The 11272-nt window shown below is 29.8% G+C and carries 14 protein-coding genes and 4 pseudogenes; 12 read left to right on the forward strand and 6 right to left on the reverse strand.

What is annotated here, in order from left to right; genetic code table 11:
- The 5 genes and pseudogenes from LLF98_RS12895 to LLF98_RS12915 form a co-directional block, all read right to left on the reverse strand.
- Window positions 1-219 (reverse strand): annotated as a pseudogene (locus LLF98_RS12895) (IS200/IS605 family accessory protein TnpB-related protein); the annotation flags it as partial.
- Window positions 209-358 carry a hypothetical protein gene (locus tag LLF98_RS12900; RefSeq protein ID WP_291704228.1) on the reverse strand — a complete coding sequence of 50 codons (150 nt, stop codon included), beginning with the start codon at window positions 356-358 and terminating at the stop codon, window positions 209-211. The gene LLF98_RS12900 and the pseudogene LLF98_RS12895, both read right to left, overlap by 11 nt.
- A 195-nt stretch (window positions 359-553) precedes the next feature.
- Window positions 554-1102: a spore coat protein gene (locus LLF98_RS12905; RefSeq protein WP_291704230.1), complete on the reverse strand. Its 549-nt coding sequence runs from the start codon at window positions 1100-1102 to the stop codon at window positions 554-556.
- 47 nt (window positions 1103-1149) lie between these two features.
- Window positions 1150-1254, reverse strand: a pseudogene (locus LLF98_RS12910) (manganese catalase family protein); the annotation flags it as partial.
- Between the two features lie 95 nt (window positions 1255-1349).
- Window positions 1350-1901 (reverse strand): hypothetical protein, encoded by a 552-nt coding sequence (locus LLF98_RS12915; protein WP_291704232.1) that lies wholly within the window; start codon window positions 1899-1901, stop codon window positions 1350-1352.
- Window positions 1902-2272: 371 nt separating this feature from the next.
- Between LLF98_RS12915 and LLF98_RS12920 the strand changes: the two genes are divergently transcribed.
- On the forward strand, window positions 2273-3583 hold the full coding sequence (locus LLF98_RS12920; protein ID WP_291704234.1) for a sialidase: 1311 nt from the start codon (window positions 2273-2275) through the stop codon (window positions 3581-3583).
- 234 nt (window positions 3584-3817) lie between these two features.
- Entirely contained in the window at window positions 3818-4090 is a 273-nt protein-coding gene (locus tag LLF98_RS12925) for a hypothetical protein (RefSeq protein ID WP_366512115.1), read from the forward strand.
- Between the two features lie 419 nt (window positions 4091-4509).
- Here LLF98_RS12925 and LLF98_RS12930 read toward each other — a convergent pair whose 3' ends face one another.
- Window positions 4510-5145 carry a glycosyltransferase gene (locus tag LLF98_RS12930; protein ID WP_291704238.1) on the reverse strand — a complete coding sequence of 212 codons (636 nt, stop codon included), beginning with the start codon at window positions 5143-5145 and terminating at the stop codon, window positions 4510-4512.
- Window positions 5146-5419: 274 nt separating this feature from the next.
- On the opposite strand from LLF98_RS12930, the gene LLF98_RS12935 reads away from it, so the two are divergent.
- The 10 genes and pseudogenes from LLF98_RS12935 to LLF98_RS12975 form a co-directional block, all read left to right on the forward strand.
- On the forward strand, window positions 5420-5575 hold the full coding sequence (locus LLF98_RS12935) for a hypothetical protein (RefSeq protein WP_291704240.1): 156 nt from the start codon (window positions 5420-5422) through the stop codon (window positions 5573-5575).
- Between the two features lie 68 nt (window positions 5576-5643).
- Entirely contained in the window at window positions 5644-7089 is a 1446-nt protein-coding gene (locus LLF98_RS12940; RefSeq protein ID WP_291704242.1) for an FAD-dependent oxidoreductase, read from the forward strand.
- Between the two features lie 296 nt (window positions 7090-7385).
- Window positions 7386-7844, forward strand: a complete 459-nt coding sequence (locus LLF98_RS12945) for a hypothetical protein (RefSeq protein ID WP_291704244.1) — start codon at window positions 7386-7388, stop codon at window positions 7842-7844.
- A gap of 574 nt (window positions 7845-8418) precedes the next feature.
- The gene (locus LLF98_RS12950; RefSeq protein WP_291704251.1) at window positions 8419-8472 is read left to right on the forward strand and encodes a hypothetical protein; all 54 of its coding nucleotides are present in this window, start codon (window positions 8419-8421) and stop codon (window positions 8470-8472) included.
- Between the two features lie 129 nt (window positions 8473-8601).
- Complete coding sequence (locus LLF98_RS12955; RefSeq protein WP_291704245.1) at window positions 8602-8790, forward strand: hypothetical protein; 189 nt, start codon at window positions 8602-8604, stop codon at window positions 8788-8790.
- 181 nt (window positions 8791-8971) lie between these two features.
- Window positions 8972-9916: a DUF2935 domain-containing protein gene (locus LLF98_RS12960; protein ID WP_291704248.1), complete on the forward strand. Its 945-nt coding sequence runs from the start codon at window positions 8972-8974 to the stop codon at window positions 9914-9916.
- Between the two features lie 274 nt (window positions 9917-10190).
- Window positions 10191-10373, forward strand: coding sequence for a hypothetical protein (locus LLF98_RS12965; protein ID WP_291704249.1), 183 nt, complete (start codon window positions 10191-10193; stop codon window positions 10371-10373).
- Window positions 10345-10515: a hypothetical protein gene (locus tag LLF98_RS12970; protein ID WP_291704250.1), complete on the forward strand. Its 171-nt coding sequence runs from the start codon at window positions 10345-10347 to the stop codon at window positions 10513-10515. Before LLF98_RS12965 ends, LLF98_RS12970 begins: the two co-directional genes overlap by 29 nt.
- A 12-nt stretch (window positions 10516-10527) precedes the next feature.
- A pseudogene (locus LLF98_RS15450) lies at window positions 10528-10778 on the forward strand (transposase); the annotation flags it as partial.
- Window positions 10779-10817: 39 nt separating this feature from the next.
- Window positions 10818-11072, forward strand: a pseudogene (locus tag LLF98_RS12975) (transposase domain-containing protein); the annotation flags it as partial.
- Window positions 11073-11272 lie beyond the last annotated feature (200 nt).

An 11272-nucleotide genomic window follows, 5' to 3' on the forward strand; every position in this document is an offset into this window, starting at 1 on the left:
TACTAATTCTTTTTGAGAGAGAATAGTTTGTCTTGCTGATTCTACGGCATCTTTTGCTTGACGAATATTGAGATTATATTTTTTAGAAATTATTTTTTCTAATTCATTTATCTTAATATTATTTTCTAGCAGCCTTTTAAATGAATATCTTATAGCAGTACAAAATACTAGCATCATATTATCAATCTTTTGTTTTTGTTCATCTGTTTCATTTATCAATATTGCTTTCAGTGTTATTTTTACTATTCTCACCCCCTTCTATTGATAATTCTTTTATTGATTTTTCTTCCATTTTAAGAGTTTTAACTGTAACTCCTGTTAACTCACTTACTTTTGATATACTTATCATTTTCCCCATTTTTTCACCTTGTATAAATATATCTAAATCACAAGTTATTTATTATAAAATGTTATTATTTGTTACTATTTTTAGCAACTGCTGTTACCTCCATTAATTATGGTAATTACACTTGCTCATCTAGATGAAAATAAAGAGTATCCATAAAATACAGATACTCTTTAGAAATAAAGTAATTGCTAATAACTATTTATCTTATTGTGGTACTATATTGAATATAGCGCCTGTTGCATCTATTTCTGTTTGTGGTGCTGGAGATAAAGCATAAAAACCACTTTTAACCATCCATTGCCATACTTCATAAGCATGATTACAACTCATTGTAAAAGCATCTTTTAAAAATTCTCGAAGTTCTGGATTACTTGCTTCCATAGCACTCCAGGCATATTCTCTTCCAGCTCTTTTTAAAGTTAAAAGATATCCTGTAGCTATTTCCCTATCATTTAATTGTTGTACATCTGTTCTAGGTGTAACTGGAATTGTTGCAACTGGTGCTTTAGTAAAGTCTTGTAGAACTTTTGATAACACTGGAACATTCAACTTTTCTGTAGGTGCAGTTGCTTCTTTAACAAATTTAACTTTCATATTATAATCTTGAACATGAACTGGAAAATGAGTTTCTATCATAGCCTTTAATTCTGGATCTGTAACCACACTTTTATACAGTGCCATATTAGTTATAGAATTTACGCAGCTTAAAATTAATTCACTTAAATTATGTAATTCACCACATGATAATTGCATATATATTCCTCCTGTTAATTAGATATTTTACATAGTAATATTAAACTTTATTTTCTAGGGTTTTCGAATGAAGGTGGTGTTGGGTCTGGAGCTTTTTGCGTTGGTCCAGGTGTAGATAAATCAAAATAAAGTTTAGAATCTTGAGTAACACCTCCAAGTAATAAATTTTACTTTCATAGTATTTGTTTTTCTATTATTAATATTCATGTGTGTTTATCAAAATAAATGAGAATATTTGAAAGATAAGTTAAAAGAAAATTGACATTGAGATAATACCTGCAATTATTGCACCTATTACATCTGATATTAAGTCAAAGTTTGTGTCTGTAAGACCATGTTGATTGTTTGAATTAGTAGTAGAATCTAAGATAAATTCATATATTTCAAAGATACACCCTAATGAAATACCTATAGTTGTTACGAAAATAGAAACATAGAATTTTGGATAGATTGTATGTATGATAATTTTATCTAATATAGAATAAAAGAAAAGTGAAAAAGAAAAGGAGCCAAAAGCATGTAAAAATCTATCATAATATTTCGAATGATTATAAACATTTAGACAGTTACCAATAAGGTTATTGCCAATAATAGTTATTAGAACTAACAGTATAATAAAAGCCATAACATGAAATTTTAATTTATATTGTACTATTAAAAAGATTAGATAGAAGATATAAGTTATTATGTTTTCAATAAGAAAGTTATATTTTTTCTTCTTGGAAACTGCAATACCAGTAAACAAAATAACAATGGAAAAGATAATAGTCATAATCACTAAAAAATTATTATATCCCATAAAAGCACCTCATTAAAAAATTATTTAGTATTATTATTTACTTATTAAATGTAACTTATCCTAATGTTTAGTAATTAAATCAATCACAATTAAAGTAAATTAATAAGGAATTACAGCTTCTGCAGAAATGGTGACGATAATCAATATTCCTAAAGATATTAAAGAGAGTATGATAGCGTAGTGCTAAACATAATGCAAATCATGAGCCATTTAACCATTAATTCTTGGGACCTCAGAAAAACCTCTTAGTACACCAAGGAAAGTAATACAATTCTTATGTTTGTACTTTGTGGAACACTCTTTCACTTTAGTCATAAAATGATTTGATAGGGTTTAGATCCATAGCAAGTAAAAATACAAGGAGATTTTTAATGAATAATAATGAAAATTCTTACTGCCCTTATTGCATGCAGCAAAATGTTTGTCCATTTTTTTATGAACAAATGAGAAAATTTGATAACTATGATGAGGATGAGACTAGAGGTGATAAAGAGGATCAACATTTTGACTTATTTTCTGAAGAATATTACTCAAAGGGCACACGAGCACCTGAGCAGGAAGTAACTAGAATATTTAGAATACTTAATAGCCAGCAACCTCAACTATTGGTTGAAATGCAAAAAATAATAGAAAATTACGTAAGAACAGCAATTTCTTTTACTTTAGACGAGGCACCAAAATATCAAGGAAATATAAATCAAAAAATAAATACAATTTACAATAATTTTAGAAGAAGATATTACACAATTTTTTCTTTTCTCAATGCTTCTGGCTTATCTGACAATGCGGTTAGTCGTACCTTTAAAGATATAATAGAATTTACTCTTAGAAATAGCACTGCTCCAGCACCTACACCTAAGCCAAAACCTGTTGATAGATGGAGTCAATGGGAGGACCTTGGTGGGGTTTTAACTTTTTCTCCAGCAGTTTCTTCTTGGGCACCAAACAGGCTTGACACCTTTGTAGTAGGCTCTGATAGTGCTTTATATCATAAATACTGGAATGGTAATAATTGGAGTGGATTTGAAAACCTTGGTGGTACCTTAACCTCTGCTCCTGCTGCTGTTTCCTGGGGAAATAATAGAATTGATGTTTTTGGCAGAGGCACCACTAACTCCATGTATCACAAATACTGGGATGGCACTCGTTGGAGTGATTGGGAAGATCTTGGTGGCATCTTAACTTCTGCCCCTGCAGTTTCTTCCTGGGCACCAAACAGACTTGATACCTTTGTTCGTGGAACTGATAATGCCCTTTACCATAAATACTGGGACGGTACCCGCTGGAGCGACTGGGAAAACCTTGGTGGAAACCTGACTTCTTCTCCTGCTGCTGTTTCTTGGGGAAATAATAGAATTGATGTATTAGCTCGAGGTCAAGGCAATCGTCTATATCACAAGTGGTGGGACGGCTCTAATTGGAGTGAGTGGGAAGATCTTGGAGGCAATATAACCTCAGCTCCTGCAGTATCCTCTAGAGCTACTAATAGACTTGAGGTATTCGCAAGAGATCAAAGCAACCAATTAATTACTATTTCCTGGAACGGTTCATTATGGAGCAACTGGCAAAAACTCGGTGGTGCACTTACATCCGATCCTGCAGCAATATCTTGGGGCCCCAACAGAACTGACGTATTTGTCAAAGGCACAAATAATGCTTTATGGCATATTTGGAGAGATTAATTTAAGACTTATTTAGTGAAAATACACGCTAAAAGGTATTACGAATAATATTATCTAATTTTTTCATGAAGATTTACCAGTTGAAATGGAACGATTTTTTTATAGATGAATATCATGATATTTGAAAGGAGATGATTTAAAAAAATGACTTTAGAAAAAAATGATTACTATAGAGACTTACGAACTGTACACGATAAATGTAAAAATTACTTATACTATCACATTATTTTAACTATGACAGATGGAAGTAAATTTGATGGAATTATTGACAATGTAGATATAGATAACATGACAATGTTGGTTGGTGAGGATGTAATGGAGAAAGAAACTGAAAATCAACCTGATCAACAACGTCAATATAATGGTTATAACCGTCCTAGAAGAAGATTCAGGCGATTTAGACGCGAAACTTTTCCACTAGCTTCTTTAGCTGCATTATCCTTATTACCTTACCCTTACATTGCTCAACCACCGTATCCTTACTATCCTTATTACCCTTATTATTGAGGAATATCTAGAAATATAGTGACAACAGTATAGCTGGTTTGTATTAGCAATCACATTTTTAGACCTCAGAACAACTTCTGAGGTCTAAAATTTTCCTTGTATAAGTAATTATGAATATTTTAATGGATATATTAAATTTCAAATAGAAAAATAGTAATATTAGGTATTTATACTACTTAACTTAAGAAGCTGTTGGCAAACAATAGTACCGAATTTTAGGTGAAATAGTTAATAAAGAGTGTTCCTTACTATCATTTTACTACCAATCATGTTTCAGTTCTGTGCCATTAACTGTAATATAAGTTCATTATCGCAACTTATTATAGAAAAGAATTTGTATATGTATAAATGAAATTTCAATCTTAAAATACTATAATAAAAAGTAGCATTTTATATATTTAGCTCCACTAGCCTTTTTATCAACTGAATTTTTGGGGGAACTGCTTAACAATACCATCTGAAAGCACATCAGCAAACTTAATCATATGTTCTTCACCTTTATCATATGCCTCAATATCTGCTTTCCAATTTTTATTTAATCTTGCAACAACTTGAGCAGTGACGAATTCTAAGTGCTTATGTAACATATCTTTTAATTCTGAATTTACCCAATTAGAATTTGCACTAGATAAAAAGTCGGCAATGTCATCTGCATTTTTATACCATGATTTATTGTATTTATCTAAATCAGATTTATTATTACTTTTAGCAGAATCTACAACTTGACCTGCAATTACAATATGTTCTCTTAAAAGTTTTGAAAGTTTATTTCCAGCTTCTTCTCCATAATAAGGTTTGATGGAAGCACCAATATCATCTTGATTTTTAAGTAATCTCTCTAATACAGGATCTTTATCCGCAAGGGATGCTAAATCACTAATAATAAAACTCCTAGTCCATGAAACATGGTCAATCCAAAGTTTTCTTTGATCTATCTTCATATTTACTATAGAATTACTTAAGGGAATCTCATTGTCAATACCATATACCTTAAAAGGTAGCAATAATGTGGTAAATAACATTAATACTAATAAAGTAGAGAAAAATTTTTTCATTATAACACACTCCTTTTGTTTACAACATTTACTTAATTTGTCCTATCATTATAAGAATTATACTAATCAAGGATATAAAGAATAAACCACATTAGGGCATATTATGGGCTGATATCTTACAAAGATTTACATGGTTTCTGATATTAAAAATCCTGAATGTGATCCAACAAGACCTCGAATTCAAATATAATTTATTAATAAAATTTATAAGTATCATCTTTAAAAATTCAATTAATATAATATAGAGTATTTTAAGTTATTGGAGGAAATTTTAATGGAGAATAATTATAACAACTACGGTAGTTATAATAAGCAAAATAATCAATATCAAGAACAATCTTATGAAAGAAAAGGTCATAATCATGAATTTCAATCAAGTGTAAATTATGAAAAGGATGATGAAGGAATAGAACATAGTCATCTAAAATAGTCTATTTCGTAATAGAAATTTGTGTATATTACACAAAGAAATGGAATACTAAACATGAGGTGATTTACATGGAAAGTGTATGGAATTCTGAGGTTAATTTTAGAAAAAGAGAAGCTTTAAGTGAAAATATAGAATGTGATATTCTTGTAATAGGGGCTGGAATGGCTGGACTACTTACAGCATATATTCTTACCAAAAGCGGGAAAGAAGTTGTTGTTATTGATGCTAAAAGTACTGCTAGTGGAGTTACGAAAAATACAACAGCAAAGATAACATGCCAGCATGACTTAATTTATGATAGTATAATTAAGGAATTTGGAGAAGAAGGAGCAAGACAATATTCTAAGGCTAATGAACTTGCAATAGAAAAGTATAAAGAAATAATTGATAAGGAAAACATTGATTGTGATTTTGAACGCAAGGATGCATATGTGTATTCTTTGGATAATACTGAAAGTCTTGAAGATGAATATATTGCAGTAAAAAAACTAGGAATTGATGCAGAGTTAGTGGATGAAGTAAATCTTCCTTTTAAGGTTAAAGGAGCATTGAAGTTTAAGAATCAAGCACAGTTTAATCCACTTAAATTCTTAAGAACAATTTCAGAAAAATTGACTATTTATGAAAATACAACAGCACTTGATATTACAGAAGAAATTTCTGTAGTTACAAAGGATGATATAAAAATTAAGGCAAATAAAATAATAGTAGCAACACATTATCCATTTCTAAATACTCCAGGCTATTATTTTTTAAGAATGCATCAAGAAAGATCATATGTTTTAGCTTTAGAAAATGCTCAAGATGTAAATGGAATGTATATATGTATTGATAAAAATGCATATTCATTTAGAAATTATAAAAATTTATTAATATTTGGTGGTGTAGCGCAAAGAGCTGGTGAAAATGAAGGGGGTGGAGCCTACGATGAGTTAAGAAAAGCAGCCAAAGAACTTTACCCGAATTCAATAGAAAAATATCATTGGTCAGCACAAGATTGTATGACCTTAGATAATATACCTTATATAGGGCATTACTCATCAAAAACCCCTGATATTTATGTTGAAACAGGGTTTAAAAAATGGGGAATGACAACTTCAATGGTAGCTGCAATGATAATAAGTGACATGATTCTTGAAAAGGAAAATGACTTTTCAGAAATATTTTCACCAGGAAGATTTGATATGTCAGCATCAATGAAAAATGCGGCTAATGATCTTATAATAACTGCAAAGAACTTTATTGCTCAGAGGATAGATATTCCAGAGGAAAGCCTTGAAAGTATTGAAAACGGTAAGGGAGGCATTGTAGAATATAAAGGTCAAAAGACTGGCGTGTATAAGGACAATGAAGGAAGGGTATATACTGTATCAACAAAATGTGCTCATTTAGGATGTGAGCTTCACTGGAATGTTGATGAATTAACTTGGGATTGTCCTTGTCATGGTTCAAGATATGATTATAAGGGCAATTGGATAGAAAGCCCTACAAATAAGTCTCTTGATGAAATATAGTTTTATAAATATTAAAGTTTAAGTTATTATGTTATAAAAGAATGTTGTTAATGAGCAAAACTGTCTTAAAATCAATTAGATTTTGGGGCAGCTTTTTTAACGTATATGAGTTAATTAAATATGTGAGAATCTGCTTATTACATAGGGAGTTAACTTTAAAAAGCATTCATCGAAGTATGAATAATATGATTTTATTCATAATGGTAGATAGAACCAATCAACTGTAGAGTGAATAATATAATATATAAAATATTTACTAATGAATATAAAGAGATTAACATGAAGCAGGTGTTAAAATGATTGGTAGATTCAATCAAATTATGTTTGATATAAGACGAGGATATTATAAATATATTGCTTCTGGTTCTAGTAGAGACGTATTTGATTTGGAAAATGGATATGTAATCAAAGTGGCAAAAAATAGAGCCGGAATTGCACAAAATAAATCAGAGTATAAAATTTCAGATAATGATAATTCTGATTTGTTTGCAAAAGTTGTACAAGTTTCGAATGATTTTAGATTGCTAATAATGGAAAAAGCAGATGAGATATATAACATTTCATATGTATTGAAATATTTCAATGTCAGGAATAAAAGGGAACTGCTTAACTCAAAAGAACTACAGAAGATTAAGCGAAACTATAATTTAGAATTGGGTGATTTTAAAAGGAAAAGTAACTGGGGAATGATCAATGGAAGACCTGTTATTATTGATTACGGTTTTACAAGAGAAGTCAGAGAAAAATATTATTAATCTTTTTAAATATAAAGTAGGATACTATATATTATATCCTGCTTTATTACATAACAGTAGTAGCCTTAGTTCTTCGGACTTCAGAAAGACCTTTGAGTACGCCAACAAATATCATAAAATTCTTACGGCCCTTATTTTATGGTTGGTTGGCGAGGATGTAATGTACAAGTCACTCCTGATATTTTATTGAATTAAATATTTTAAGTATCCTAACCAATAAAACTTGAATAATACGGTATAAAAAATGAAATATTGGAATATTCACAGTGGTATAGTTAAAAGTGATATATTATAAGCTTTAGTCTTATATTGAGGAACAATTATGTAATATTTAGAATATATTAAAGTATACAAAAGAGGAGAGGTTATTAATATGTCATGTTTCCAAAGTTTTAGACATTGCAGACGTTGCAGACGTTGCCGTAGATTCTGTTGTTTCTAATGCACGATAAATTAATTCCTTAAGTAATAAATCTTAAATACCGTATTATTTAGATTTTTATAAATGAATAATATGGTATTTTTTGATGAGCAATCTAATTTTTTAGGATAAGTCAATGTAGTTGTAGCAGAGATGGGTGATAAAACTCAACTTATGACAATAGCAATATCAGCAGAAAGTGATTAACCAATATTTATATTAATGGGAACAACAGTAGGTATGTTAATTGCTGATGAATAGGTATCATAGGTGGTGTATGGATGAGTAGATATATTCCTAAAAAAATATATATAATGGGAAGCAGGAATTATATTTATGCCATTTGGTACACTTACTATTTATAAATCTGTTCTTTCATGGTTACATAACCCCATATATATAATTCTATATTTATTAATAATTGGGATATTGATATATATATTTGACGTAAAATATGCATGCCATGGTCAAGCCAGTGATACAACTTTAGCCAATAAGGATGTATTAACAGATAAGAATAAGTAAAGGCTCTATTTAAGAATAATATTGGTAATAACATTTTGGGGGCACTTGATTCGCATTAAAGAAAATTATAATACTATAATAAGGATTATGGCGGTCTCATTATTCAAGGTGTGAAGTAACATTCAATGTATATAATTAATATAATAATACCAGTGAATTATTATATTAGGAGAAGTCAACTATGTTATCTAGTAATAAATTTATACAACAATCCTTGGAATTGCATCTTTTCTTTGCAAGAATTATGAAGGAACACTCATTTTTTTTAGAAGTAGGTTTTACACCAAAGGATTCAAATTATATAGATGAGGCAGATGCCTTCAGAATGAAATTCGATAAACTTTTATATGATGCTATATCTCTTTCTAATGGTGTTGTTAGCAATGATGTATTACAGTCGGGTGAAGTAGTAACCCCTTTTACATTAGAAGCTGAACAGGCTTCAGCATATTTTACAGGAGTAAAAATTCCAACTAATATTACTAAAGCAGAGCAAGAATTAATGGGTGATTCCTTGATCAGAGCTAATCATACGATTCTTGAGCAAAGAGTATATGAACTTAATGATAGAGCAATGGAATTAATTAAAGGTTTAGCAAGGTTTAAGAGTAGACTATTATCAGATGTTATATCCTGTAGAGTATTTACAATTAATTATCCTTTGCTTATAGACCATATTTTGAGAGAAGCGAAGTTCTATTTTCAGTTAGTTCAAAGATTGCAAAGTTGCGAGGAAATTGACTTAGAAAGGGAAGCTTATGAGCAAGAAACTTTCTGGAACAGAATTATGGCTGAACATTCAAAATTTATACGCGGACTTCTTGATCCAACTGAAGATGAGCTTATAAATACAGCAAATAACTTTGGACATCAATTTGATAAGTTGACAAGAGAGGCAATACACGCTATGAACCAATCAATGCCAATTTCTAAAGTTACTGATGACAGTTATAAAGCAACTGTAGCAATAAGTAAGTTTAAGGCACAAGGTACACAAGGATTAGTAGAGTGTAAAATTAAATCTATAATAATACCATTATTAGGTGATCATACCTTACGTGAAGCAAATCATTATTTGCGTTTATTAAAAATATTTAAAAAAGTGCCAGACATGGATTCTGAGTAAGCGTAGCCTTGAAAATTTTTAAATATCAACTGTTATGAAATTTTTCGGCAGAATTATTATAATATATAGTTTTACAATTTATTTCTAATCTATAAAGTAATAAAAATATTACCGAAAAACTGCGTAGTAAATTAGAAAATATCATTCGAGCCAAGGTGAATCAATAGTCTGAAACATTTTATTAAATTCACCCAAAAAGTGTATAAAAAAAGTGCTCTTTTATTTTATGATTAATCGTCAAAACAAAACATAATAAAAGGAGCACTAATTAACTATGATAAATAAAATTGAGTTTTCAGCAAATAACCTTACTTCTTATGCAGGGTTATATCCTCTAGTAAATTATGTGGAAAAAAATAAGATTTTTGATAATTTATATTTTGATAATGCTAATAAAGAATCAATAAAGATGAAGCATATAAAAAACTATGATAGCACTTGGAGCTATTGGTGCTGATAAGTTAAGTAGGGTAGATTTGTTAAAGAACCATCCAATGATGAAAGAAGGCTTTGATGTTAACGTAACAAATGCAGAAAATGAACTTGAACCAGTAAATAATTTTATGAGGAAAAAACTTATAGAGAGAGATTATATTTAGGCAGATGAAACCACATTGAAAGTTATAGATGATAATGGCAAGGACAGCAAATCTAAAAAATATATGTGGATGTATAGGTCTGGTGGCTGTAAAGCGCCTATCATGCTTTATGATTACCAGAGAACTCGATCTAGCTCATGTCCGCGAGAATTTTTAAAGGGGTTTTCTAGATATTTGCAGACGATGGATATAATGGCTACAATAAAGTTGAGAATATAAAAAGACTTTATTGTTTAGCACATATACGTAGAAAATTTTATGAAGTAATTGCAGGATTAGATGATGAAACCCTAAAAAAATCAAGAGCAATCAAACCTTTTGTAATAGGCAGAAAGAACTGGTTATTCTCAAATGCATCTAAAGGTGCTAAGGCTAGTGCACTTATTTACAGTATAATTGAAACATCTAAAGCTAATGCTCTTATAGTAGAAAAATATCTTATCTACTTATTTGATAGAGTTGCTAATTGTGAAAGTATCAATGAAGAATTTTTAGAGGAGATTATGCCTTGGTCAAATAATCTTCCTGAAGAGTTGAAAACAAAGATAAATAAATAAAATACTATTTCTATAAACAATATTAAATTTTAAAACCCTGTAAACAGTAGATTTCAAGCCTGACTTACGGACAGTTAATAACCAAATAATTACCAAGATTGATTTTAAGAAAAAATTTAATTTGAAAATAATAAAAAACCACCCTTTTCTAGTGTAAAATTGATTTGCGAAGCCAATTTACATAGGAAAGGTGGTTTATT

Source organism: Clostridium sp., from assembly GCF_021372645.1.
Lineage (GTDB): Bacteria > Bacillota > Clostridia > Clostridiales > Clostridiaceae > Clostridium.

What these genes read in the sequence shown, in the direction of transcription:
- LLF98_RS12920 (WP_291704234.1), top strand. Translation starts at nt 2,273, where the DNA reads ATGAATAATAATGAAAATTCTTACTGCCCTTATTGCATGCAGCAAAAT.
- LLF98_RS12945 (WP_291704244.1), top strand. Translation starts at nt 7,386, where the DNA reads ATGATTGGTAGATTCAATCAAATTATGTTTGATATAAGACGAGGATAT.
- LLF98_RS12965 (WP_291704249.1), top strand. Translation starts at nt 10,191, where the DNA reads ATGATAAATAAAATTGAGTTTTCAGCAAATAACCTTACTTCTTATGCA.
- LLF98_RS12925 (WP_366512115.1), top strand. Translation starts at nt 3,818, where the DNA reads ATGACAGATGGAAGTAAATTTGATGGAATTATTGACAATGTAGATATA.
- LLF98_RS12940 (WP_291704242.1), top strand. Translation starts at nt 5,644, where the DNA reads ATGGAAAGTGTATGGAATTCTGAGGTTAATTTTAGAAAAAGAGAAGCT.
- LLF98_RS12970 (WP_291704250.1), top strand. Translation starts at nt 10,345, where the DNA reads ATGATAGCACTTGGAGCTATTGGTGCTGATAAGTTAAGTAGGGTAGAT.
- LLF98_RS12915 (WP_291704232.1), bottom strand. Translation starts at nt 1,901, where the DNA reads ATGGGATATAATAATTTTTTAGTGATTATGACTATTATCTTTTCCATT.
- LLF98_RS12955 (WP_291704245.1), top strand. Translation starts at nt 8,602, where the DNA reads ATGCCATTTGGTACACTTACTATTTATAAATCTGTTCTTTCATGGTTA.
- LLF98_RS12930 (WP_291704238.1), bottom strand. Translation starts at nt 5,145, where the DNA reads ATGAAAAAATTTTTCTCTACTTTATTAGTATTAATGTTATTTACCACA.
- LLF98_RS12905 (WP_291704230.1), bottom strand. Translation starts at nt 1,102, where the DNA reads ATGCAATTATCATGTGGTGAATTACATAATTTAAGTGAATTAATTTTA.
- LLF98_RS12960 (WP_291704248.1), top strand. Translation starts at nt 8,972, where the DNA reads ATGTTATCTAGTAATAAATTTATACAACAATCCTTGGAATTGCATCTT.
- LLF98_RS12935 (WP_291704240.1), top strand. Translation starts at nt 5,420, where the DNA reads ATGGAGAATAATTATAACAACTACGGTAGTTATAATAAGCAAAATAAT.
- LLF98_RS12900 (WP_291704228.1), bottom strand. Translation starts at nt 358, where the DNA reads ATGGGGAAAATGATAAGTATATCAAAAGTAAGTGAGTTAACAGGAGTT.